14 protein-coding genes and 1 tRNA gene are annotated in these 26183 nt (G+C 40.0%); 8 read left to right on the forward strand and 7 right to left on the reverse strand.

Translation table 11 applies throughout. The annotated features are described in order from the left end of the window. The first annotated feature begins 8 nt into the window (after positions 1-8). The 4 genes from L2567_RS15535 to fucP are packed head-to-tail and all read left to right on the forward strand — an operon-like array spanning position 9 to position 12125. Complete coding sequence (locus L2567_RS15535) at positions 9-1295, forward strand: glycoside hydrolase family 71/99-like protein (protein WP_235298722.1); 1287 nt, start codon at positions 9-11, stop codon at positions 1293-1295. A gap of 4 nt (positions 1296-1299) precedes the next feature. Continuing rightward, positions 1300-4611 (forward strand): VCBS repeat-containing protein, encoded by a 3312-nt coding sequence (locus L2567_RS15540; protein WP_235298723.1) that lies wholly within the window; start codon positions 1300-1302, stop codon positions 4609-4611. Positions 4612-4621: 10 nt separating this feature from the next. After that, positions 4622-10834 (forward strand): LamG-like jellyroll fold domain-containing protein, encoded by a 6213-nt coding sequence (locus L2567_RS15545; RefSeq protein ID WP_235298724.1) that lies wholly within the window; start codon positions 4622-4624, stop codon positions 10832-10834. After that, entirely contained in the window at positions 10827-12125 is a 1299-nt protein-coding gene (gene fucP, locus L2567_RS15550; protein ID WP_235298725.1) for an L-fucose:H+ symporter permease, read from the forward strand. The genes L2567_RS15545 and fucP overlap by 8 nt, the downstream gene beginning before the upstream one ends. Positions 12126-12325: 200 nt before the next feature. Here fucP and L2567_RS15555 read toward each other — a convergent pair whose 3' ends face one another. Continuing rightward, positions 12326-12991 (reverse strand): HAD family hydrolase, encoded by a 666-nt coding sequence (locus L2567_RS15555; RefSeq protein ID WP_235298726.1) that lies wholly within the window; start codon positions 12989-12991, stop codon positions 12326-12328. A 118-nt stretch (positions 12992-13109) separates the two neighbouring features. On the opposite strand from L2567_RS15555, the gene L2567_RS15560 reads away from it, so the two are divergent. Next, the gene (locus L2567_RS15560) at positions 13110-13325 is read left to right on the forward strand and encodes a hypothetical protein (RefSeq protein ID WP_235298727.1); all 216 of its coding nucleotides are present in this window, start codon (positions 13110-13112) and stop codon (positions 13323-13325) included. 672 nt (positions 13326-13997) lie between these two features. Here L2567_RS15560 and L2567_RS15565 read toward each other — a convergent pair. From L2567_RS15565 to L2567_RS15575, 3 genes are all read right to left on the reverse strand, one after another. Beyond that, positions 13998-14252 (reverse strand): Txe/YoeB family addiction module toxin, encoded by a 255-nt coding sequence (locus L2567_RS15565; RefSeq protein ID WP_235298728.1) that lies wholly within the window; start codon positions 14250-14252, stop codon positions 13998-14000. Next, positions 14249-14500 carry a type II toxin-antitoxin system Phd/YefM family antitoxin gene (locus L2567_RS15570; RefSeq protein WP_235298729.1) on the reverse strand — a complete coding sequence of 84 codons (252 nt, stop codon included), beginning with the start codon at positions 14498-14500 and terminating at the stop codon, positions 14249-14251. Before L2567_RS15570 ends, L2567_RS15565 begins: the two co-directional genes overlap by 4 nt. A 557-nt stretch (positions 14501-15057) precedes the next feature. After that, positions 15058-15129: transfer RNA gene (locus L2567_RS15575), tRNA-Cys, on the reverse strand. Positions 15130-15337: 208 nt separating this feature from the next. On the opposite strand from L2567_RS15575, the gene L2567_RS15580 reads away from it, so the two are divergent. Beyond that, positions 15338-17110, forward strand: a complete 1773-nt coding sequence (locus tag L2567_RS15580) for a S41 family peptidase (protein WP_235298730.1) — start codon at positions 15338-15340, stop codon at positions 17108-17110. A 158-nt stretch (positions 17111-17268) separates the two neighbouring features. Then, on the forward strand, positions 17269-18405 hold the full coding sequence (gene galK, locus L2567_RS15585; RefSeq protein ID WP_235298731.1) for a galactokinase: 1137 nt from the start codon (positions 17269-17271) through the stop codon (positions 18403-18405). Positions 18406-18652: 247 nt separating this feature from the next. Here the strand turns inward: galK and L2567_RS15590 are convergent, their stop codons facing one another. The 3 genes from L2567_RS15590 to L2567_RS15600 form a co-directional block, all read right to left on the reverse strand. Next, on the reverse strand, positions 18653-20866 hold the full coding sequence (locus L2567_RS15590) for a DUF5916 domain-containing protein (protein ID WP_235298732.1): 2214 nt from the start codon (positions 20864-20866) through the stop codon (positions 18653-18655). Positions 20867-20936: 70 nt separating this feature from the next. After that, on the reverse strand, positions 20937-21356 hold the full coding sequence (locus tag L2567_RS15595; protein WP_235298733.1) for an energy transducer TonB: 420 nt from the start codon (positions 21354-21356) through the stop codon (positions 20937-20939). Beyond that, complete coding sequence (locus L2567_RS15600) at positions 21349-24012, reverse strand: DNA gyrase/topoisomerase IV subunit A (RefSeq protein ID WP_235298734.1); 2664 nt, start codon at positions 24010-24012, stop codon at positions 21349-21351. Before L2567_RS15600 ends, L2567_RS15595 begins: the two co-directional genes overlap by 8 nt. Positions 24013-24434: 422 nt before the next feature. On the opposite strand from L2567_RS15600, the gene L2567_RS15605 reads away from it, so the two are divergent. Beyond that, entirely contained in the window at positions 24435-26084 is a 1650-nt protein-coding gene (locus L2567_RS15605) for an amidase (protein ID WP_235298735.1), read from the forward strand. Positions 26085-26183 lie beyond the last annotated feature (99 nt).

Raw genomic sequence — 26183 nt, forward strand, 5'->3', positions numbered from 1 at the left:
TAAAATTTATGTTGAGAACAATTTGGATACTATTTATATCGACAGTATTGTCAACGCTGTCTTTTGGCCAGAATAAACATGATAAAAATACCATGTACCCTTCTTATGATGGTTTGGTAATGGCCGGATATCAAGGTTGGTTTAGAACCCCTCAAGATGGAACTGGGAGCAAATATGTACACTATGGTGATGGAGATTTTAACCCTTCCAATGTGACTATTGATTTCTGGCCTGATGTAAGTGAATACGAAAAGACTTATGAAACAGATTTTAAGCACGAAGATGGAACTGTGGCCAAAGTATTCAGCTCAGTAGATAAAAGCACAACAGATCTGCATTTTAGATGGATGAAAGAATATGGCGTGGATGGAGTATTTATGCAGCGTTTCTTTGATGTGGCGAGAAATTGGGACCCAGATAAATCCAATAATATCATTTTGAGAAATGCTGTAAATGCAGCCAGAAAGAATGAACGAGCTATAGGTGTAATGTACGATCTTTCCGGATTACGACCTGGAGAAGATGATTGTTCTATCATCATTGAGGACTGGAAGAAACTGGTGGATGAGTTGAAAGTGACAAGCTCCGGAGAAGGAAACACTTATATACATCACAATGGGAAACCTCTGGTGACTATCTGGGGTCTGGGCTTTCCGGATCGTCCCTATAATATTAGAAATATTGGAATCAACAGGTTGATTGATTTCTTAAAAAATGACCCTGAATACGGAGGATGTGCTGTGATGTTGGGAGTACCTACTTATTTCAGGGACCTCAATAAAGACTGTCTTTCGGATCCCTATTTGCATGAGGTCATCAAGTCAGCAGATATCGTAATGCCATGGATGGTACAAAGATTTACCCCACTCATGCATAAAGATGAAGAAAGATACAGAGATCATGTGATAATGGATATTTCATGGTGTGCAGAAAATGGAGTGGATTATGTTCCATTGGTCTATCCCGGATTTTCCTGGCATAATCTTTCCATTTCACGACCGGGATTGGCAAGGCATACTCAGTATGGAGCCATACCTCGGAAGGGAGGAGAGTTTTACTGGGATTTGATTTATAATGCCATCAATGCAGGTGCATCGATGCTTTATGTTGCCATGTTTGATGAAGTAGATGAAGGAACAGCAATTATTCCTGTTTCTGATAGCCCTCCGGTCTCAGATGAGGTCAAATTTGTAGATAATGATGGTGTACGGCCGGACCATTATTTGTTTTTGACAGGAATGGCAGCGAAAATGCTTAGAAAAGAAATTCCTTTGTCTAAAAAAATGCCCAACTAATAATATGTCATATAGATTAACATATTTCCTGGTAGTTCTGGGTTGCCATTGTAGTATAGTACTTTATGGTCAATATGACAAGAGTAGTCATATATTTGAAATGCTAACTTCTGAAGAAAGTGGGATTACATTTAGGAATGACCTGACAATGAGTGAGCAAAAGAATTTTTTCACCTATGGGTACTTTTATCTAGGAGGCGGAGTAGCGATCGGTGATTTTAATAACGATGGGTTACAGGATGTGTACTTCACAGGGAATATGGTTGAAAATCAGCTATACTTAAACTTAGGTAACTTACAATTCAAAAATGTGACGGGCGAGGTAGGAGTCGGTGGTGATGACCGATGGGTTACGGGATGTTCAGTTGTGGACATCAATAATGATGGATGGCGTGACATTTATGTAAGTGTGGCGGGTAAGTGGTCTTCCAGGAAAAATATGCTTTTTGAAAATCAAGGGACGAATGAAATGGGTATCCCCGTATTCAAAGAGAAAGCCGAGAAATATGGATTGGCCGATAACAGCAATACGATGCAAACTGTTTTCTTTGATTATGACGGTGATGGAGATCTAGATGCATATATGGCCAATTATCCTGAGACCAGATTTAACCTAAGACCAATGGATTACAAAAGACTTATTGAAAGAGGTTCTATCTCATCTTCAGATCACCTGTATCAGAATAATGGAGATGGAAGCTTCACAGATGTAACTTTAGAGGCAGGTGTTTTGAATTTTGGCCTCACACTAGGAATCGTGGCCAGTGATTTAAATAATGATGGATGGCTAGACCTCTACCTTTCAAATGACTTTCATTCTCCCGATTATCTATATATCAATAATGGTGACGGTACTTTTACTGATCAGCTTGGTAGTTCATTGATGCAGACAGCACTCTTTGGTATGGGCGTAGATGCAGCTGATTACAATAATGATGGTCTGATAGATTTGATTCAATTGGACATGGCTCCGCCTGATAACTTCAGATCTAAAGCCAATATGGCAAGTATGAACCCTTCACTATTTGCCGAAATGGTAGATAATGGATTGCATCATCAATATATGTATAATATGGTTCAGACTGCTAAGGGGATACGAAATGATGGGATACCATTTTATGCAGAAACAGCGAAACACTTGGGTCTAGATAAGACAGACTGGAGTTGGTCGGCTTTGTTGGCAGATTTTGATCTTGACGGATATAAAGACCTATTTGTGACCAATGGAATTCGAAAAGACATTAATAATAAGGACTACTTTGGGTGGCTGGGACAAATGGAAAAAGAGAATAAAGGTAAAGGTCACTTATACAATGATATGAGTCTGACAGAATTACTTGAAAAAATGCCCCATCAAAAATTGGACAATCCAATCTTTCAGAATATTGGAGGAAAAAAGTTTCAACAGGTTAATGACAAGTGGGGACTACACTTTACCGGCTATTCCAATGGTGCGGCTTATTCAGATTTAGATAATGACGGGGATTTGGAATTGATTATAAACAATATTGATAGTACGGCAACCATCTTTAAAAACCTATCCAAAGAAAGATCCTCTCAAAACTTTATAAATGTCAAGTTAGAGGGTAAGAGTGGCAATAGAGATGGTGTCGGTGCTAAAGTGAAAATTAAAAACCCCACAACATTTCAGTATTTGGAGCAATCTCCAGTGCGCGGATACCAGTCTTCAGTGGATCCCACGCTTATTTTTGGACTGGGAGAAAATGATGTGGTTAAAAAATTAATCGTTGAATGGCCTAGCGGATTAATCTCAACCTTAAATGATGTTCCCGTCAATCAAAGAATTATTGTCGAAGAAAAAAATGCAGTTGAAAGTATAGATGAAAATCCAAGTGAAAGACGCTTCTTTCAACAACAAAATTCATCAAGAATTGAACATAGGGAAAATGAATATAATGACTTCGATCGAGAAGTTTTACTTCCTCATAAGATGTCAACTCACGGACCTGCACTGGCCATTGCAGATTTGAATATGGACGGATCAGAAGATCTGTACCTCGGCGCTTCGTTTGGATCGAATGGTAAACTTATTTTAAGTAAGGATAAATGTGATACCATTATTGAACTGGAAAGTGAGCAATATGAAGATATAGATGCAATATTTCTAGACCTAGACAATGATGGAGATCAGGATCTTTATATCGTTTCTGGAGGAAATGAGCGACCTGCACATGATAGTGCCTACAGAGACAGATTATATATAAATGATGGAAGTGGCGTTTTTACTTTAGTTCATGTTAATTGGCCATTTCCTTCGAATAGCGGAGCAGTAGTAAGGCCTTTAGATTACGATCAAGACGGATACATTGATCTCTTTATAGGGAATAGGCAAATTCCAGGATTATATCCTAATCCAGCAACAAGCTATCTTCTTCGAAATACTAGTTCAAAAAATGAAATAGGCTTTGAAGTCATCAAAGAATTTGAAGAATTGGGGATGGTGACAGATGCCTTATGGGATGATTACGATCAGGATGGAGATAAGGATTTATTGATCGTGGGCGAGTGGATGCCATTAACGATCTTTGAAAACAACGGAAATGATCTGAGTCAGGTTGTTGATTTAGCATTTTTAGATCAAACGGTCGGTTGGTGGAATACGATTGAAAAGGCTGATTTTGATGGTGATGGTGATCATGATTATATTCTTGGGAATCTAGGGCTCAATTACAAATATAAAGCATCCCCTGAAGCGACATTTGACATTTATTCAGACGATTTTGATCAAAACGGTCATCAGGATATAGTTTTGGGCTATTACCAAAACGGTATTCAGTTCCCCGTACGAGGTAAGCAGTGCAGTACAGAACAAATGCCGGTATTGAAAGATAGAATTGAAAGTTACAATCTCTTTGCAAGTTCTAATATTCAAGAGATCTATCAAGAGGAACAATTAAGTAAAAGCTTACACTTGAAAGCTAATGAATTTGCTCATTTGTATCTGGAAAATCTTGGATCAGGAGAGCTTAAATCACTGCAATTACCTGGATGCTCGCAAATAGGGACTGTCAATGATATTTTGATCCTTGATGTGAATCAGGATCAAAATTTAGATGTCATTATGGTGGGGAATCAATTTAATTCTGAGGTTGAAACGCCCAGAAGCGATGCTAATTTCGGGACTGTATTAATCGGCGATGGTCATGGAAGTTTTGAGTGTTCTAGTTACGAAAAAACAGGAATCTATAACCCCTTTGAAGCTAAAAAAATCAAATTAAGAAAGACAGGTAAAAGCTCCCAGATAATCATTGCAAATAATAATGGTCCATTGGTCTACTACAAATTAAATGAATAAAAAATTGAATATGAAAACGAGAAATTACTCAGCGATTTTGATTGGTATTTTGTTTTTACAATGCCGCATAGTACTAGCCCAGATTCATAGTCCATCCTCAGCTCATCCAACATACACCGGGTTGGTCATGACAGGATATCAAGGATGGTTCGGTACTCCTGGCGATGGAGGAACCAATGGCTTTAGACATTATAGAGATGGTGGAGGTTTTCAACCAGGAAATGCCTCTATCGAATATTGGCCTGATATGCGCGAAGCAGAACCAGATGAGAAATACCCTACCGATTTTGAGTTCGCCGATGGCACTACAGCTACTGTATTTAGTTCGGTCCATCCCAAAACAGTAAACAGACACTTTCAGTGGATGAAGGAATATGGCATAGATGGTGCATTTATGCAACGTTTCCGATCAGACTTTGGTATCAAACCGACCCTTAATAAAGTGTTACAAAATGGTTTAGATGCAGCTAGAAATAATGACAGAGCGATTGCGCTAATGTATGACTTGTCGGGAACAAGTATAAAATCTAACGGGACTGTTAATCCAGATAAGCGTGCGGAAGAGGTGGCCAGAATAACAGATGATTTTAAGGCACTGGTTGATGAAATGAACTTGACCACGGGAGGAGAAGATCAACCTTATTTATACCACAATGGAAAACCACTTGTAGTATTGTGGGGGTTAGGTTTTAATTCCAGGCATGATGCTGATGGCTATGATGTTCAATATTTTGTTGATATGGTTGACTTTTTTCAGAATGATCCAGTATACGGTGGTTGTGCTATAATGATTGGTGTACCAACAAACTGGAGACAAGGAGGAGGAGATTGTATAAGTGGTTTTGAACATGATAAAATGATAGAGCTCCTTAAATCCATTGACATTATCCAACCTTGGCATACCAGTAGATATGGCAGAGATCAGATGGCCACAGATTTCAAAAGTAAAGTGCGAAGTGACGTCCTGTGGTGCAATGAAAATGACATAGATTACACCCCTACTATTTCTCCAGGCATCAGAGAAAAAATTCTTCATGGTAACAACTATGAAAGACCTCGGGAAGGAGGTTATTATTTCTGGGATATGGCAAGAGCAGCTATAGATGTAGGAGTAGAGATGTTGTATTTGGGAATGTTTGATGAGGTAGATGAAGGCACTCAATATCACAAAATCAATAACAATCCACCTTTTTTCAGTAACACCGTAAGTTTTGCTGATTATGGTGATGATCCGGAAGATCATTATTTATGGCTTGCAGGTGAAGCAAAAAGAGCTTTGACTGGAGAGTTTGTAATGGGTACAACCATTCGAGAGCGCGCGAAATCTGAGGCTTTCGAAACAATGGTCGAGTTTGTAGATCACGGAGATGTATATAGTATTTTTATATCTGAAGGTGCAGAAGGAAGAGCTATCTATTTTGCGGATCCTTACAAAGTACCGGATGGTGCTCCAACTGTAGGTACTCAGAGGGATTCCTCCTTATTCCATAATGAATTATTATTAGATACGATTACTTTTTCTGAAAGTGATAGAGGAAAGTTTATAAGAATGGTAGAGGTGGATGAATTGACGGGTGAGGTTCTAGCTTATAAGGCTTTGGTTGGTGTGCATGGATTTTCACAAGTGCCTTATACGACAGGATTTGAAACAGGACAAGTAGATGAGAGATTTTGGACTACCAACTCTGATAGTGGTAATGGGAGAATTTATGTCACAAATGAATTAGATGCAGGCAATGGGTTTGCTCTGTTCATGGACTCAGATACGGAAGGAAGCAATTCGATAAATGTTGCGGACTTGCATGTAGATTTGAATGGCATACAGCGTGATTTGATATTGAGTATGACGGTTACTATACCCTCTGAAATTGGTGCAAATGATGGTATATATTTGTCTCAAGATGGGGGGAATACATTTACGCTTGCTGAAGAATTTTCGATTACAGGGGAAGGCTCAAGTACTATTTCAATCAACTTGGCGGATAGATCTGAAGAATTAGAATTGGGATTTACTACTAGTTATGTTATCAGACTTCAGCATACTGCTAGTGGTCCGTTTACTGAAAATAAGGGAATTGCAATAGATGATATCAGTATTGATTTTTCTTCAATGCCAAGTGGCTTTGCCAAGTTTATAGGAAGTGATACAGAAACTCAAGGTAAGTGGAATGGCGTTTATGGAGTACAAGGCTATTACATCGCTGGTATAGGTGAAAATCTGCCGGAAAATGTACATCTTGATCTTCCACAAATGCAGCAAACAATTATTTGGGAGCATAACAGCTCGGATGAGAGAGGTTTGTATTACAATATGGACTCTACCATTTTAGCAGCTGATTTTGTAGATTCGACGGAAGAGCCCTGGTCAATAAATTTAAATCTTGGTGAACAAGAATACAATGTTTCTCTATATTTTCTCGATGGTGATGATCAAGGTCGTATTATAACAGTAAGTCTGGTCGATAAGGCCACTGGGGAAACCTATAATGTGCAAACTGTTTCAGATTTTTCGGGTGGAAAATGGTTGACCTGGAAAATGAATGGTAAGGTGAGAATAGAGCTGAATACGATTGAAGGCCCTAATGCTGTATTTTCCGGTCTGTTTTTAAGCCCTTCGTCACCTTCAGAAATTGTAGTTGAGCAGTTCCTGACATTTGATGGAACAGATGATTTTGTAGACTGTGGTCGAGGAGAGGAATTACTGGTAAGTGGAAATGCTATCACACTAGAAGCCTGGTTCAACATAAATGAATCTAGGGCGGAGACTTTTCAAAGCACAATATTGGCTATGGATCATAGTGAAGCTGGAAATGATATAGGATTTTTTCTTCGCGCCAATGGTGATGGACAGATCAATTGGGGTTTCGGAGATGGCATGTGGCATGAAGTGTCAAGTGGTTCTGAAGAAAAGTTATTCGAAGAAGGAACCTGGAACCATGTAGCGGGTACGTATGACGGGGAGACACAAAAGATCTATTTGAATGGCAATCTTATTTTTAGCAGCGACACCTTTTCGGCGTTAGTTCTGCCTACTTTAGATGAAAACCTTTACATAGGATCCTCGCCTGCTTTTCCTGACAGAGTAGTTAATGGTGCAGTTGCTGAAGTTCGAATCTGGAAAGTTGCCAGAACTGATAGTGAAATTAAAGAATTTTCAACTAAGAGATTGACTGGAGATGAAGAAGGTATCGCTGCATATTGGCCAATTAATGAAGGCAGCGGTCAAATTATCAATGATCTGGCTGGAGGTGGAAATACCGGTATTTTAGGAGGAACTGTGGAAGAAACTGATAAAGATCCAATTTGGGAAGAAGGAGATGTTGTAGTTTTTGAAAATGCTATTGAAGGTTTTAATCCTAGCTTTGAGGATGATTTGGAGTTTTGGAGATTTTTTGAAGTTCCTAACGGATTGGGCAGTACTGTCGAAATCATTCAAGGAGATGTTGTGGATGGTGCAAAAGCTGCGAAAGTAACCTTTGTGGCACCAGAGGAAGGACTCGCGGATCGAGCATTTGACAATTGGGATTCGAATATGACTTTGAAGCCTGAAACCATTTACCAAGGTTCATTTTGGGCGAAAAAACAAGGCGAAAGTAATGGGGCAATTAATTTTACGTACGGATTTTTTGATGAGAACAGAAATGTTCTAGACGAATCTGGCATCACATTTGACTTGACTGAAAATTACGAAAAATATGAATTTACATTTTCGACGCCTCCTGGTACTGCCAAAGGATGGATCTCCTTTAGATGGCGAGATAAGGAAACCAATGAATTTGCAGACGGCACCATTTTTATTGATCATATTGAAATTCTGACAGAAGTTAAGGATACTAGTGATGCTGATGTCAAAGATGCTATCTCAGGCTTCAACCCGAGTTTTGAGCAGGACCTTGAGTTCTGGAGATTTTATGAGGTGCCAGATGCCTTAGGCAGTATGGTTGAAATCATTACCGACGATGTAATTGATGGAGAGAAGGCAGCTAAGATTACATTTGTGGAACCTGTTGAAGGGCTTGCAGATAGAGCCTTTGATAATTGGGACTCTAACATGTTACTAGAGCCGGAAAAGGAGTATGAGGGATCATTTTGGGCTAAGGAAATTGGAGAAAGCGATGGTTCATTAATCTTTTCTTATGGATTTTTTGACGATGACCGCAATGTTATTAGTGAAGGAAATGAGATTTTTGATTTGTCTTCAACTTACGATAAATATGAATTTTCATATGAAACACCACCTGGTACTGCAAAGGGATGGATTTCATTCAGATGGAAGAATAAGGATACAGGAGCATTTTCCGCGGGTACGATTATAGTGGATCATATTCAATTGCTTACGGAAGTGGAGGATACGGTTGTGGTAACAGATACTGAAGATGCTATAGCAGGCTTCAACCCGAGTTTTGAGCAGGACCTTGAGTTCTGGAGATTTTATGAGGTGCCGGATGTTTTAGGCAGTATGGTTGAAATCATTACCGACGATGTTATTGATGGTGAAAAAGCAGCCAAAGTGACTTTTGTGGAGCCTGTAGAGGGGTTGGCTGATCGAGCTTTTGATAATTGGGATTCTAATATGGAGTTAAAGCCTGAAAAAGAGTACAATGGTTCATTTTGGGCCAAGGAAGTAGGAGAGAGTGGAGGATCTTTGACTTTTGCTTATGGGTTTTTCGACGAAGATAGGAATGTAATTAGTGAAGGTTCAGAAATTTATGATCTGACCAATAATTATCAGGAATATAAATTTACTTACAATACTCCGGTGGGTACTGCAAAGGGATGGATTTCTTTCAGATGGAAGAATAAGGATACAGGAGCATTTTCCGCGGGTACGATTATAGTGGATCATATTCAGTTGCTTACGGAAGTTGAGGATACGGTTGTGGTGACAGATACTGAAGATGCTATAGCAGGCTTCAACCCGAGTTTTGAGCAGGACCTCGAGTTCTGGAGATTTTATGAGGTGCCAGATGCTTTAGGCAGTATGGTGGAAATCATTACCGACGATGTTATTGATGGCGAAAAAGCAGCCAAAGTAACTTTTATGGAGCCAGCAGAGGGTTTGGCTGATCGGGCATTTGATAACTGGGATTCCAATATGGAGTTAAAGCCTGAAAAAGAGTACAATGGCTCATTTTGGGCCAAGGAAGTAGGAGAAAGTGGAGGATCTTTGACTTTTGCCTATGGGTTTTTCGACGAAGATAGGAATGTAATTAGTGAAGGTTCAGAGGTCTATGATCTGACCAATAACTATCAGGAATATAAATTTACTTACAATACTCCGGTGGGTACTGCAAAGGGATGGATTTCATTCAGATGGAAGAATAAGGATACAGGAGCATTTTCCGCGGGTACTATTATAGTGGATCATATTCAATTGCTTACGGAAGTTGAGGATACGGTTGTGGTGACAGATACTGAAGATGCTATAGCAGGCTTCAACCCGAGTTTTGAGCAGGACCTCGAGTTCTGGAGATTTTATGAGGTGCCAGATGCTTTAGGCAGTATGGTGGAAATCATTACCGACGATGTAATTGATGGTGAAAAAGCAGCCAAAGTGACTTTTGTGGAGCCTGTAGAAGGGTTGGCTGATCGAGCTTTTGATAATTGGGATTCTAATATGGAGTTAAAGCCTGAAAAAGAGTACAATGGTTCATTTTGGGCCAAGGAAGTAGGAGAGAGTGGAGGATCTTTGACTTTTGCTTATGGGTTTTTCGACGAAGATAGGAATGTAATTAGTGAAGGTTCAGAAATCTATGATCTGACCAATAACTATCAGGAATATAAATTTACTTACAATACTCCGGTGGGTACTGCAAAGGGATGGATTTCATTCAGATGGAAGAATAAGGATACAGGAGCATTTTCCGCGGGTACGATTATAGTGGATCATATTCAGTTGATTACAGAATTGGATTCTACGGTTAACGTGGATGATATTGAAATAGTACAAAATGAATTATTGCCTCAGTTTGAAATTATTCCTAATCCTATTTATTCAGAAGCAAACCTCAATATTGATTTGCCTGAAAGTGGATGGGTAGATATTAGATTGTTTGATTTATCTGGAAATCAAGTTGATAAAATCTTTTCTCGAAGTATGAATGCAGGCGAACATCAGGTTAGGGTTAGGTTTGAACACTTACCTCAAGGAATATATTTTATTGGACTGCAATCCAATCAAAATATGATGACGAAAAAAATTATATTGCTTGGAAATGAGTAAAAACTATGATGAGGTAGTCGTTCCTAAAAAGCTTTTACTGCCTTTTATTTTGATTACATCGCTATTTGCATTATGGGGATTTGCCAACGCTGTTACAGATCCCATGGTGCAGGCGTTTAAGAAGGTTCTGGAATTAACGAACTCTCAGGCTGCCTGGGTACAAATGGCTTTCTATGGTGGTTATTTTTGCATGGCGCTGCCAGCTGCTTTATTTGTGCGAAAATACAGTTATAAGACTGGAGTCTTGATTGGTTTGGCACTCTATGCTGCAGGAGCCTTACTTTTTTATCCGGCGGCAATCACAGAGCAATTCTGGTTTTTCTGTCTGGGCCTATATGTATTGACTTTTGGACTTGCTTTCCTGGAGACCACTGCTAATCCATACATTCTGGCAATGGGAAGTCGTGAAACAGCCACACAGCGACTAAATCTTGCACAGGCCTTTAATCCTGTGGGGTTGCTGTTGGGGTTACTTGTGGCTCAGCAATTTGTGCTTAAAAGACTACAATCTGATGATATCGAAAATTTTGCGTCTTTGGATACAGCCCAAAAATTGCTGGTTAGAACGTCTGATCTTTTAGTGATTCGCAACCCGTATGTTATTCTTGGAATAGTCATTACCGTAATTTTCATATTCATTTATATCAGTAAGATGCCCCAGGTAAAGGATGAAGATGGGATTCCTGGCCTTGGGGCAACCTTTACTTCCCTAAAGAACAACAGAAAATACGTACTCGGAGTATTAGCCCAAGTATTGTATGTAGGTGCCCAGATTATGTGCTGGACTTATATCTATCTTTATGCTGAGAATATCGGGATGAGTAGTGAAAATGCGGCCAATTATCAGTTCGCTGCTTTTATAGTATTTTTAATAGGTCGTGCTATAGGCACTTACTTACTGCGTTTTATTGATGCTGGAAGTTTGCTCATGTATTTTGCGATGCTTGCAGTGGTCTTTTGTATTGGAACGATTTGGATCTCTGGTATAGGAGGGCTTTACTCACTTGTGGGCATCTCTTTATGTATGTCACTTATGTTTCCAACGATTTACGGTATTGCTTTAGACGGCTTAAGCGAAGAGGAGTCAAAAATTGGAGCTGCCGGATTGGTCATGGCTATTGTAGGAGGAGCGCTAATGCCTAAGCTACAGGGTATAATTATTGATGTTGGAGGAGCAGCTGTAAATGACACCACTATTTTAGGAGTTAGGGAGGTCAATTTTTCATTCATCCTGCCCTTATTTTGTTTTCTTTATATTTCGTGGTTTGGATTTAGGACGAAGCAAAATTAGAATTGCTTTTAGATATTTTATGTCTTTGCTTTTGAGCTAAGAGCTCTTGAAACATCTCTCTTTCGTTTGTTTACCACAGGTCAATTTGGATCTGAACGGGCAATGTTCAATTTAATGGGATCGGTTTTTTGTGAATTCTACATTTTTGAATTTCAGTCAATGAGAGCATTTAATCATATGAACAGATCTTAACGGCGAAGTTAAGAGCGGTCATTCTGATGATGAATGCCCACTAAGAATTTCATGACATCTTTGGTAGATTCGAATATCCTGTCAGCACTTTCTAGTTTGTCCGCTTCTACTGAATTCAAGACTCCAATAGTATAACAACCAGCTGTTTTTGCAGACTTGCTTCCGGAGAAGGAATCTTCGACAGCTATGCAATCCTGTGGCATTATTCCAAAGTAGTTTATAGCTTTTAGATAAGGCTCTGGATCAGGCTTATGCTTTTCAACATCATCAAATGTGATGGTAGTCTTAAAAAACTTTGATAAATCCACAGCTTCCAGAACGCACACGGCACCCTTTCTTGAACTAGAAGTAACCAATGCTAAATCATAGATTTTACTCAGTCTTTCTAAGCCTTCTCTCACTCCTCCAAATACTTGAGATCTTGTTTGTGCCAATTTTAGAAAGACATTTCTTTTTTTCTCAAGTAGTTCATCGACATCCAAATGTATTTGATATTGTTTTGAAATATCATTGATCAAAACGCGATCGGTTGAACCTGTATATTTGTTGAACCAATCTTCTGATAGGTTGATATTGAATGGATCTAAAGTTTGATGCCAAGCCTCTTCATGGAGTGGTTCAGTATTTACCAAGGTGCCATCCATATCAAAAAGTATCGCTTTATACTCAGGCATTTAATTTTTACTCAAAGAAAAGAATTTGTGAGCAAATTTGACAAATCGATCAAACTTCCTTCTGATACTTTACCTGGGACTTTAGATTCTGCAAATGCCCTTAAAATCTAATTATCGAATGATCTTTGATTGGTTGCTAAATGTAGGAAAAGCTGCACCGATTAGAATAGGTGCAAAGGCAATAACCCCATCCGGATCGACATTACATATGGGATTTAGACCCATACTTCCGTACGGCGTCATACTCGGTACAGCTTCTGCTTTGGGATCTACTCCCCACCTTACCTGCGCAGCTTCTCAAGTTTATTTCAAAACTTCCATATGCTACTTTTAGCATGTTCACAATTTCCCTCAATCACCAGATTCACAAATATAACGTTTTGGTGAGTCCTTTTTGTTTTCAGCTGAAAAAATTCAATTGAAAATGGTTCGGATGAAAATAAAAAATGTAGTGGAGCTGCTGGGATTCGAACTCAGGTCCAAATTTTAATTGGTGTTCAACCTGTCCTATCTTCCATCCAAGAGAATACTGTCTTTGAATACCACTGAAGACATAAGCGAAAGCGCTAGACAGTGAGAGAGCCAGGGATGCTTGAAAGCTCCAAGCTATCATACCCGCCAGGCTCAGCCGTTTTGAGCAAAGATCTATTTAAGTACTGGTAATACATTTTGACTCGATTTTGAGCACTAAACAGCAAGAGCAATCGCAAGGTATGCGTTTAATGATCAAAATGAGTAAACAACCGCAGGGCGCTAGCTAAGTCGCTTTGAGTGCAGCTGATCTTACTCCGCGGGCGGCAAAGAATCAATCTTTTCAACTTGCTACTCTATCATTCAGACTGTAAAAAAGTCCAAGACCGGAGCACTACTTTTTAACGTCACGCAGGGAGTAATGGCGTGTGTAAATGCCGAATTTCTCTCGCCGAACGCCGCTTATCTCCGCAATCCTGGAAGAGTAAGGGAGAGGTTTACAACTAATAGCATTCGAGTGCAGCTAGTCAGCTGTTTAATAATGATATCTACAAAATAAAATGTACAATTCTGTTTCAGAATAAGAATATATGAGTCGATGTTCTCTATCGATTCTCTTTGACCAAAATCCCAGCAAGTTATGCTTTAGTGGTTCAGGATTACCAATTCCATCGAATGGGTTTCTGATGGACTCCTTAATTAAGCTATTAATTCTATATAGCTTCTTTTTATCGTTGTTCTGCCAATATAAATAATCCGTCCATGCTCTTGTTGACCAAGCAATTTTCATTCTTCCACAAGATCTTTAATAACCTTTTTCCCAGCTTTATACTCTTCTAAGGACTCCAAGAGTACTTCCCTATTTTTGCCTGATAATAAATAATTAGTTTCTACTAAAGAATTGTATTCTTCAAGTGAGATCATCACTAGATCTTTCTGATTTTTCCTCTTGATAATAACTTCCTCGAAGTTATCTACCACAGAATCCATCCATTTTTTAAGGTTTAACCTTAAATCTGTATAGTTTACAATTTTCATATAGTAAAGTTACTAATTAATAACCTATCTAAGTACGTTTTGTACCAATTTTTAGTTTCATTGTAAGGGATGGAACTGATTAATTCCTTGTTTTAACCTCTCCAGCTTACTCGTTTGATAGCTTTCCTTGCTCAGGATAGACCTGTGGCCTGCGAAGGCTTGAACCAAATGCAAAAAAGAAAAAAGCCTCGAAACAAAAGTAACGAAGCTTTAAATTTGAGGTCGCGAGCATTCATGAGCGTTGTGGAGCAATGACGCCAGCGGCGTTATAGCGAATGAACCGGAAGCAAATCTTCCGGCTGGGGCTGCTCGAATCCGCGAGCATTACTTTGATACGTTTAAAATAAAAAAGCTTCGAAACAGGTGTAACGAAGCTTTAAATTTGAGGTCGCGAGCATTCATGAGCGTTGCGCAGCAATGACGCCAGAGGGCGTTTTAGCGAATGAACCGGAAGCACACCTTCCGGCTGCGGCTGCGAGAATCCGCGAGCTGTCATATTGTATAGTGCAAAAAAGAAAAAGCCTCGTAACAGAATTCGCTACGAAGCTTTATAATTGAGGTCGCGAGCGGATTCGAACCGCTGTACCTGGTTTTGCAGACCAGTGCCTAAGCCACTCGGCCACGCGACCCTTTTAAGGGAGAGCAAATATAAACGAAAAATCTTATAATATGTTTGCTCAGATTTAATTAAGTTTCAAAAACCAAGCCATTCCCCATCAGTTCAAGCGGTATTTGGACTTTATAAAAGAACTGCATTCTCTTTACACAGCACTTTACATTAATTTACAATTCAATCCTTGATCATTTAAGATTCACCACTAGCTTTGAACCAAAAACATGCAGCACTTAAGAATACTTATCTATTTCGCCGCAATCCTCATTGGTCATGCCGGATGTAAGAATACAGCGCTTTCGAAGCCCTCTTTGGATGAAATTACTAATGGAATAACCATTGATCGTGAATTTTCCACCCTTTCCACATTGAGGAGTTTTAATCACATCCCCATTGAAGATCGAATCCAACTCTATTACCAACTAAAAGCAAAGGCTTCTAATCCGAATTACGTAAAAAGTGAAAATGAACTTAACCGATATGGTTATTCTCTGCTTTGGGAAGACAAGCCTAAAGAAGCATTGGAAATCTTTAAGCTCCTGGTATTAGAGTTTCCAAAAGGCGCCAATGGTTTTGACAGCCTTGGTGAAGCTTATCTTGCTTTAGGACATACCAGCAACGCGATCCGCTATTACAATAAATCTCTGGAACTAAACCCATACAACTACAATGCGGAAGACTACCTCGCAAAGATCAATGACCCTTCCTACAAAATGGACAACCCAACTCATACTTTTGATGCCGCGTTTTCAGCCATTGACCTAAAAGAAGATATTGACCAACTTGCTTCAATGCTCATTGACCTGCACCCCAATCTCTATCTGTACCAAACGGAAGCAAACTTTAAAACCTTAATCCAGGAAATTAAAAGTAACATTAACAATGAAACCAATTATGCAACATTCCGATGGTATTGTCAGGAAATTATGGCTAGTGTCAATTGCTCTCATACCACTATGGGAGATTTCTATGAGGAAAACAACATGCTCCCTGTAGAACGCCGGTTTCCTTTAATAACCAGATTGGTCGATGGTCAACTTTTTGTCATCGACCCATTGGAGAATGAAGATCAAGTCAATGTTAAAGATCAGATCTTAAAAATTAATGGTCAACCTGTTGAAGAAATCATGGACCGGATTTTTGACCATCTGGTTTCTCAGGCACATTCTGAAACGCCGAAAATTAAAAAATTCAATGCCTATTCTACCAGTTTAATTTCTTACGCGTTAGGCCTACCGGATAAGTATAACATTGACCTAAAAGGAGAAAAAGAAACATTGGCACTTAAACCCACGGAGAAACATCTGATGCCACAGATTGATCGGTCGATACCATCGTGTGAAGAAAGTCTTTGTCTTGAAATCCTGAACGACCCTCAAACCGCCATACTTACCATTTCGTCATTTGTGTATTACAAATGGATGAATTTCGATGAATTCAAAACCTTCATTGACAGTAGTTTTAAAGTGATTGCTGAAAATGATATACAGAATCTCATCATCGACGTTCGATTCAACGGCGGTGGAGCGCCTGAAGCCAGTATACATTTACTACGATATCTCATGGATAAGCCCTTCGAGTATTATTCCCGGATAAGTGGGAAAAATGGAAAAACCATTGAAGATCTCAGTACTAAAGAAGTTTATCAACCATTTGTCCACCGATTTAAAGGAAATCAATTTTATCTCATGGATGGACATGGTGAATCGACAACCGGTCATTTTATGTCGATTGTCAAACAGGAAGCTCTAGGGACTATATTCGGAGAGGAGCTAGGCTCTAATCAATTATGCACCGCCGGAGGTGTAAATGTTCGTTTGAAGAATACCCGCACCATGCTTAATATTGCAGATGTGACATGTGTTACCTATGCCACTGAGCTTCCATTGGAAATTGGTATTCAACCTGATGTCAAGGTCATACAGCATATTGACCAGTATTTTAGTAAGACAGACGCTGTAAAGGAAGAGGCGTTGGCATTCATTCGAAAAATTTAGTGGATCGAGAAGCTGTAATTTGAAATCTAACTGAAATCTTTAATGATATTCTCACATATATCTTATTTTCGTTCTCTCTGGGCCGTGCAGGGCCGCTTGTGGTACTATGACTTATAGCAAACCAGAAAAAAATAAGACCAATTTGGTTACGAAATAAGATGATCGAAACATTAAGAAAGCGATTTACGGAATATTTTAATGAAGAACCCATCATTTGCAGGGCGCCGGGAAGGGTGAATATAATAGGTGAACATACAGATTATAATGACGGACTGGTTTTGCCATTTCCTATTGAGAAAGCCATCTATTTTGCTGCTTCTAAAAGGCAGGATCAAGAAATTCATATTCATGCCCTGGATTTAGGAGAAGAAACGGTCATTGACCTCAATAATCCAACATCCGATCTACAATGGACTCGCTTTTTCATGGGTGCTCTCAGAGTTCTTCGTGAAGATCAGCATTCTATTTGCGGTTTCAATGTTATGATTAATGGTGACATACCATTTGGTGCAGGAATCTCTTCCAGTTCAGCATTGACCTGTGGGTTTCTATTCACAATCAAGCATTTGTTTGATCTCAATTATTCTAAGAGGGACATTGTGTTTATGGCAAGCCGAGCTGAAAACGGCACTGGTGTTAATGGCGGTAAGATGGATCAGTTTGCCATCTGTATGGGTGAGGAAAACAAAGCGATTTTACTGGATTGCAGAGATTATTCTTACCAGCTAATCGATAGTGAAGTCAAGGGTGCCAAATGGTGTTTATTCAATACAAACGTTGAGCATAATCTTGCTGAAACAGAATACAATGACCGGAGAGCTGATTGCGAATCAGCCTTGACGGCCATTCAGGAAAGAAATCCCGAAATACATTCGCTAAGGGATTTAAATGAAGAAAAATTAAATGATTTTATTGACCTAATTAGTAAGACTGAGTTTGATCGATTGACGCATGTGATCAATGAAAATAATAGAGTGCTGGCTATGGTCAAGGCGCTGACCGAAACCAATCTTCATATGGCAGGGGAATTGCTTTTTGAATCTCACCAAAGTTTGTCTGAATTATATGAAGTGAGTTGTGAAGAATTGGATTTTATTGTCGAAAATCTAAAGAAGAGAGAAGACTGTATTGGTGCTAGAATGATGGGCGGCGGATTTGGAGGAAGTGTCATTGCCTTGCTGAAAGATCACGCAGAAGATTTTGAAGATCTGGAGTCCCGGTATTTAGATAGTTTTAATTTGCAAATGGATATCATCCCTGTGAGAAGCAAAAATGGGATCTCTATTCTGACTTAATTTTCCTAGAATGGGTTCTTGGAGAGTAGATGTGAAGCAAGGTTAGTGGCTCGGGCTGAAGCACGAGGTCCTGTGGAGCATGTTTCAAGAATGAGTTTAGCTCGGGCTGAATCACGAGGTCCTGTGGACCATGTTTCAAGAATGAGTTTAGCTCGGGCTGAAGCACGAGGTCCTGTGTAGCATGTTTCAAGAATGGGTTTAGCTTGGGATGAAGCAAGAGGCCTTTTATGAGGTCCTAAGAATTCGCCTAGATGTTAAGCCAATAGGTCACTTTCGCTACCAAAGAACGATTCCGTATCTGGGTAATAAACCGATCAGCAGGATCATCCGTGATGTCCGTAAAGTAATTATCTGTGTATACGATATAAAGATCGGAAACCGGTGCGAAACGCCATTGCAACCTTGCATTGACATTCATATTTGTGATCTGCGAATTGTATTGTACGACCGTCGTTAGAAATAGCGCCTTGTTGAATGAGATGTCTAATCTGGGTCCTAAAAGCACCGTTCTTTTCGCTTCTTTCAAATGGTCCTGTTCAAAATGGTTGTAGCTGTAGGACAAACTAAACTGGCCGTAAGGTTGATAACGATATGATGCAAATCCCCTCAGTCCATAGCGAGTCCCATTGAAATATTGACCAAAATTAGGACTCAATGAAAAAGAGAAATCCAGATTTCGATTCGATCGGTAAGATAATTCGTACGCCGTATAATTATAATCTGTATTGGAAGATAACTTTTCAGATCCAGTACCTGTAGGGTCAAAATCTCCCAATAGGTACACATAAGTATTCGTAACTTCTACTCCAATTTCTGAATTATTATTGAATTCTACCTGGTATTCAAACTGTAATTCACGGTCAGTATTTCCGACTCCTATAAAATTAAAATAAGTCCATTCCAAAGAAGGACCATGTTGATTGACAAATCCATTGGTTGGATAAAAATTAAGCCCGGCACTCGGACTGAATCTTAAAAAATTTTGCCTTCTGACAAATCCTACTTGAGCATCATATCCTTCTCCAACGTATTGCTGATCGGCTTGAACGAAAAACATTCTCTTGTTGTACCTCAATGAAGTGCCCTGAGCCCATGGATTTGGCAAACCCTCCTCAGAAATGGAGCGATGCAAGAAAGCCTTTCCTGTCCAGGTATTATCATCTGTGGCCAGATTGTAATCCAGTCCTAAAACACGATTGTATCGGTCATTATTGGAACTCGCATCCACCTCACCAAAAGCTTGTTTATTGACAAAAATGAAACCTATGTTAGATCGCGTATAGATTTTCTTCTGAATGGAGAAAATAGAATAATTGTAGTCAGGCAAACCATTCACCGGATCGGCAGCAGTTTGCATGGACAACAAACCCAACCGCACGTCCTCATTTAATTTACCGCTTAACCTTGCACCCGCATAAATGGTATTTTGGATAGCATTACCAGTGGTGGTATCTCGACTCACCCCAATCCTCCTTGAAAAAAATGGATTGATTCTCGGCGTACCAAATCCCCCAAACAAATCTGCATTTTCCAGAAAAAACTGTCTTCTTTCCGGAAAAAAGATCTCAAAACGATCCACATTGGTCACCTGCTCATCAACTTCGACTTGTGAAAAGTCAGGATTGAAGGTCAAATCTAGATTCAAACTCGGTGTAACGGCAATCTTAGCATCTCCTCCGAAATTATAGGTAAAATTAGCCGGAGAATTTTTTTCATAGTTTTTAGAATGTCCTGCGGTGACATAAGGAATGATGGCATTACCACCACCTTTAGGTCTTACTGGCGGCTGATCCCAGAGCATCTCTCCCATAAATGCCAGGTTGAAGATCCACTGGTTTCGCGGTATCTGGTTCCAGGTACTTTGTTCATTAGCCTGTGTATCAAACCGATATGAATTAAAACTCCATTTGTCTACACCCGGATTAAATCTTAGGATATTTAGAGGAATTTCCATCTCAGCAGTCCAGTAATCATCGAAAATCTTGGCATTGCATTTCCACTTACTGTCCCAGGCCACTGAAAAGTTGTCAATATCTTCACCACCTCCAGCCACCAATCCTTCTCGTTGAACACCAAAGGGATTGGTACCAAATAAAAAAGCATTGATTCTGTCATTAAATGGATCGATCATGATGGTTATGTTATCATTGCCTCCAGCCCTGAAGTCACGCTTTAAGGTAGGAACCACATAGTCTTTTCCAGATGAGTAGCACTTGAAACCTATATATAGGTTTTTGTCATCATAAAGAAAATAGATCTCTGATTGATTCTCTGCCAAAACAGAGTCAGATGGAAAATATTGCCAGAAATCAGAAGCAGGTTTAGACAATTGCCATACCTCCTCTTCCAGTGCACCATCTAAGGTGATCGGCTGGTCGATAACAGCTACAGTGGCAGACTTTTGAGCATTCAGCTGATAACAGGCAAAAAAAAGTACTAGTAAGAGACAGTTCCGTTTCATCGATCAATAAAAAGCAGCAAAAAATTTAGTAGTCGGCAATGATACAAAATTTTTGAGTAGCAAATCTTAACTAGATGTTAATCCTGTAACTGTAGCTCTTTTCTTTTTCCTTAGGAGACGTCACAGTATACGCGTAGGTAATTTGACCAGTATTTTGGTCTGATGTTTTCTTCAATCTGAAATGTATATTCAGTTGTTTCTTAAAACCAACTTTCAGCTTATGAGTCTTGGGTACTGTATATTCAAGCAATCGTGCAATTCGAACCGCTTCTTCATCACAACCATGCCCAATTCCCGAGAGCACTTTTACTTGATGCACTTTCCCCTCATGATCGATGTTAAATTTTAATTTAACAGTACCTTCGATACCTTTTTCTTTCGCTTCAGTGGGATACTGCATGTGCTTTCCAATGAACTTTCTAAGTGCCTCGGTACCTCCTTCGTAATAGGCCCGGTAAACAAAATCTTTTTCTTTTTTTTCTCTAGACATCGAATTCTATCGTATCACCAGCTCCCAAATTTTCCTTTTTATCTGTATTTCCAAAGAGGTCCTTTTGAATTGGTTTGTCATTTTCATACTGCTCTTCTGAATCATCCACCTCTTCTTCAATTTCAGGAGAGACATCTTTAACACTCAAAATCTTAAATTCTCCAAGTTTGTTGCCAATGGCTTTCCAACCCTTCACGTCAATAAACTCAGGAATCAACAACTCTTCCGTGTGCTTTTCTTTGTCTTCCTTGTAGGTGTACTGTACAGTAGCGCTCGGATGCGTACTAACGAAATAAAGCTTTGAAGATCGATGTTCTGTCAGAAAATTAAATCTTGTGGCTAATGTTGATGTCTCAACCTCGAACCTTTTGACCATCGTCCATCCTTTTTCACCTTCATAATACACCACATTGACAATCGCATCTGGATCAAATTTTTCGATTTTATCCAACTCTTTTACTTCATATCTCACCATGTCATCAGCCTCTCTCAATTCATAGGACCCATCTTTGAAAAATGCGATGATTAAATCCCCTGTGTCGTATTTGCCTAGGTAAATTCCACGCTCTTCCTTGTTCAGCCTGCCACTGACCTCATCCATCCAGAATTGCTGTGCTCCCAATGAAGACTTCCCAACCTCCAATTGCGTCACTTTCTTTACCGGATATTTGGTTACAATATTTCCTCCGGCTCCACGCCCTTTAATGGCAATTTCCGCAAAGTCAAAATCGAAAACCTTTTTTTTTGCCTTGCAACCCGGAGAAAGCTGGATCTGGACCGTTTCTGTTTCACCGTTGGGATTGCTGGTAAAATAAAGCACTTTTGAACCCGGAGCTTTCTTAGTCAGATCATAAGACTTATCTCGTGTGATACTATTGACCTGGAAACGCTTGGCCATGGTACGTCCGGTCTTCGCATCTACATATAGTAAGTTATAGGTGGTCCGGTCATCCCCCTTTTTCCATACTGCAGTGTGAATGATGTCTTTTCCAACAAACACTTTATCTGCGATTCTGGAAACCTGGAAGGTGCCGTCTTTTTTGAAAGCGATAATGTCATCAATATCTGAACACGGACCGATGTATTCATCTTTCTTCAGACCTGTGCCAATGAAGCCTTCCTTAAAATTGGCATAAAGCTTGGCATTATTAGCGACAACCTGTCGGGCCTCTATTGACTCTAAAGTCGTAATTTCTGTCTTGCGTTCCTGACCCTTGCCGTATTTCTCCAATAACCTTTCAAAATAGGCAATGGCATACTCCGTCAGGGTTGCCAGGTGATGTTTGACCTCTGCAAGTTCTTCGTTGATTTTAGCGATGATCTCATCTGCCTTGAATGAATTAAATTTTGAGATCCTCTTAATCCTAATTTCTGTCAATCTCAGGATGTCTTCTTCCGTCACATCTCTTGCCAGTTCTATTTTACCTTTCGGATCCACACCCTTCATTCCAGGTGTGATGATGTATTTCTTAAGTCCTTTGTCAATGGCCTCTATGACTTCTTCCCACGTTTCGCACTCCTCGATATCGCGATAAATACGATTTTCAATAAAAATCTTTTCAAGGCTTGCAAAATGCCATTTCTCTTCGAGCTCACCTTTTCTGATCTCCAGTTCCTGTCTTAGCAGGTCCTTGGTATTCATGGTAGAAGTTTCCAGAATTTCTTCCACCGTCAGAAAGTGTGGCTTGTTGTCGATGATGACACATGCATTGGGAGAAATACTGATCTCACAATTGGTAAAGGCATAGAGTGCATCCATCGTCACTTCCGGTGAAACACCCGAGGCGAGTTCGATCAGTACTTCAACATCCTTGGCAGTATTATCGACCACTTTCTTGATCTTGATCTTGCCTTTGTCATTGGCTTTGATGATGCTATCGATCAGTGATGAGGTAGTCGTTGCATATGGCAATTCTTTAACGGCCAGAAAGTTCTTGTCGACAATTTCTATTTTAGAACGGACCTTCACTTTTCCTCCCCGCTTTCCTCCGTTATATTCACTAACATCTATGGATCCACCAGTATCGAAATCAGGATAAATTTTGACTTTTTTTCCCTGAAGTATTTTGATAGAGGCTTTAATCAGTTCATTAAAGTTGTGAGGCAAGATTTTGGTAGAAAGCCCGACCGCTATTCCGTCGGCTCCCTGGCTTAATAGCAATGGAAATTTGACCGGCAGATTGATGGGTTCCTTATTTCTGCCATCATAACTGAGTTGCCACTCTGTGGTCTGCGCATTAAAGCCGACCTCCAGTGCAAATTTGGTTAGCCGGGCTTCAATATATCTGGGCGCGGCTGCAGAATCACCTGTTCGCGTGTCTCCCCAGTTGCCCTGGCAATCAATCATCAGATCTTTCTGTCCCAGTTTTACCAGTGCATCACCGATGGCTGCATCTCCGTGTGGATGATACTGCATGGTATGACCGATCAGGTTCGCTACTTTATGATATCGACCATCATCCTTTTCCTTCATGCTGTACAGAATTCTTCTCTGCACCGGCTTCAGGCCATCCAGTATTGTTGGGATCGCTCTTTCCAGGATTACGTAAGAAGCATAATCCAGAAAGTAGTCTTCGTACATTCCTGAAAGTGAAATTATATTATCGTCGGAATTTGCTTCTCCGTTGCTAAGCTCATTGTTCTTATCTTCTGCCATACTTATTTTCTACAAGGTGCAAAAATAGCTTATATAGTTTAGAGTTTAAAGTTTATGGATTAGAGAATGTACTAATATGAGTGGGTTTAGGGGCTTACCCTCCGGGTCCCTATGTTCCAGGCTCGCCATTAGGCTCGTCCCTTCGGGAGGCGCTGTCTATATTGATGAGGATCATAAGGTGAGAATGGACCCCTAAACACCTCAGGGTAAACTTTAAAAATCTGTACGAGACTGCGCCCCTTGCACAGCGGTAAGCCATTGAAAAAATATCCATTTCTGATCGTAATAATGCCTATTTTAAAATTAATGCACAACCTGGAATAGGGGAGTTTCTTATTTATACCTTGAGTCGAATTTTAAAATAAGTGCGAGAATTCAATCGATAAAAGGATTTTATTTACAAAAACGATTACTTTCAATTTATGAATAGAATTGTTGCCCTGCTACTCATCGTTTTTACGTTAAGTGCTTGCCTTTCGACCAAACATGCTTTTACCAAAAGTGATGTCAAATCCGCCCAGAAAGTGATAGGTCTGGAATTTAGTAACGAGCGAATAGATACCATGTACAGTTATCTGGAGCGTAATCTGGAAGGCTATGACACGATGAGAAATTACCGTTTAGAAAATGACGTCATGCCAGCGATATTGTTTGATCCCTTGCCCTTCGGTTTCAAGCTTCCGGAGGGACCTGCCTGTATTTACGAACCAACCAAGCTTGTGTCAGAAATGCCTGACGACGACCAACTGGCTTTTATGACCATTGCTGAGCAGGCTTCCTTGATTAAATCCGGAAAACTGTCATCAGAGCATCTTACCCGTATATACCTGGGTCGTATCAAAAAGTACGATCCCACATTGAAAGCAGTCATCACTTTAATGGAAGAAGAAGCTTTGGAAAGAGCGAGGAAAGCTGATCAAGAAATTAGAAATGGCCTATATAAAGGACCTTTACATGGTATTCCATATGGGCTTAAAGACTTGGTTGCGGTAAAAGGTTATCCCACCACCTGGGGCGCCATGCCCTATAAGGATCAGCAAATCGATGAAACGGCAACAATTGTTAAGAAGTTGGAAGAAGCTGGTGCAATATTAATTGCAAAGCTAACGTCGGGAGCATTAGCTAGAGGGGATGTTTGGTTCGGAGGTAAGACTGTCAGCCCCTGGGATACACTTAAAGGAGCCAGTGGTTCTTCAGCAGGATCGGGTTCTGCTACAGCTGCCGGATTGGTCTCTTTTTCCATTGGCACAGAAACCCTGGGATCCATTACCTCACCCAGTACGAGAAATGGGGTTACAGGTTTGAGACCAACCTATGGAAGAGTAAGTAGAACTGGCGTGATGCCATTGTCCTGGTCTATGGATAAGGTTGGTCCGATATGCAGAAGTGCAGAAGATTGTATTCTTGTATTTCAAGAAATTCAGGGTGTCGATCCGATGGATCCCACTTTGTATGATGTACCATTTTGCTATGACGAAGACCTGGATTTAAGCCAGCTGAAAATCGGATATCTGGACAGCCTATTTGTTAGGGATACTTCTCAGGCGATGAGGGTGGTGAGGAAGGCTGTGGATTCTCTAACTTTGCTGGGGTTGACTTTTATTTCTGATTCTCTTCCGGGAGAATTTCCATTCAGATCATTCGATGTGATACTAAGAGCAGAGGCCGGGGCATTCTTTGACGAATTGGTCAGAAGTGGCCAGGTAGACTTAATGGTGGAGCAAAGCAAAAGATCCCGAGCTAACTCACTAAGACAAAGTCGGTTCATACCTGCCGTTGAATACCTTCAAGCCAACAGGCATCGAAAGGTTTTGATCGAAAAAATGCACGAATTTATGTCGCGGTATGATGTGGTTGTTTCCCCCACTTTTGGAGGCAGTCAATTAGTGATTACGAATCTGACAGGACATCCGGTGATCACTTTTCCTACGGGATTAGATAAAGAAGGTCACCCTACCAGTCTTACTTTAATCGGAAATCTGTTCGAAGAAGCTAAGATTCTAAAGGTGGCAAAAGCTTTTCAGGAAGCGACCAGTTACGATGAAATGCATCCGCCGATGTTTGCGAATTGAATGAGTTAACAAGTCCTACTTAAAAAGGTTTGAGGTATTCATGGATGATATATCCTGACATACCCATAAAAGAAGAGTAAAGTGTAAAGTTAGAGTAAA

Origin of the sequence: Portibacter marinus (assembly GCF_021533195.1) — a bacterium.
In the GTDB taxonomy this organism is placed as follows: domain Bacteria; phylum Bacteroidota; class Bacteroidia; order Chitinophagales; family Saprospiraceae; genus Portibacter; species Portibacter marinus.

Coding starts and splice junctions, on each gene's coding strand:
- L2567_RS15555 (WP_235298726.1), bottom strand. CDS start 12,991: ATGCCTGAGTATAAAGCGATACTTTTTGATATGGATGGCACCTTGGTA.
- L2567_RS15565 (WP_235298728.1), bottom strand. CDS start 14,252: ATGAAAATTGCTTGGTCAACAAGAGCATGGACGGATTATTTATATTGG.
- galK (WP_235298731.1), top strand. CDS start 17,269: ATGATCGAAACATTAAGAAAGCGATTTACGGAATATTTTAATGAAGAA.
- L2567_RS15590 (WP_235298732.1), bottom strand. CDS start 20,866: ATGAAACGGAACTGTCTCTTACTAGTACTTTTTTTTGCCTGTTATCAG.
- L2567_RS15580 (WP_235298730.1), top strand. CDS start 15,338: ATGCAGCACTTAAGAATACTTATCTATTTCGCCGCAATCCTCATTGGT.
- L2567_RS15570 (WP_235298729.1), bottom strand. CDS start 14,500: ATGAAAATTGTAAACTATACAGATTTAAGGTTAAACCTTAAAAAATGG.
- L2567_RS15545 (WP_235298724.1), top strand. CDS start 4,622: ATGAAAACGAGAAATTACTCAGCGATTTTGATTGGTATTTTGTTTTTA.
- L2567_RS15540 (WP_235298723.1), top strand. CDS start 1,300: ATGTCATATAGATTAACATATTTCCTGGTAGTTCTGGGTTGCCATTGT.
- L2567_RS15600 (WP_235298734.1), bottom strand. CDS start 24,012: ATGGCAGAAGATAAGAACAATGAGCTTAGCAACGGAGAAGCAAATTCC.
- L2567_RS15560 (WP_235298727.1), top strand. CDS start 13,110: ATGATCTTTGATTGGTTGCTAAATGTAGGAAAAGCTGCACCGATTAGA.
- fucP (WP_235298725.1), top strand. CDS start 10,827: ATGAGTAAAAACTATGATGAGGTAGTCGTTCCTAAAAAGCTTTTACTG.
- L2567_RS15595 (WP_235298733.1), bottom strand. CDS start 21,356: ATGTCTAGAGAAAAAAAAGAAAAAGATTTTGTTTACCGGGCCTATTAC.
- L2567_RS15605 (WP_235298735.1), top strand. CDS start 24,435: ATGAATAGAATTGTTGCCCTGCTACTCATCGTTTTTACGTTAAGTGCT.
- L2567_RS15535 (WP_235298722.1), top strand. CDS start 9: ATGTTGAGAACAATTTGGATACTATTTATATCGACAGTATTGTCAACG.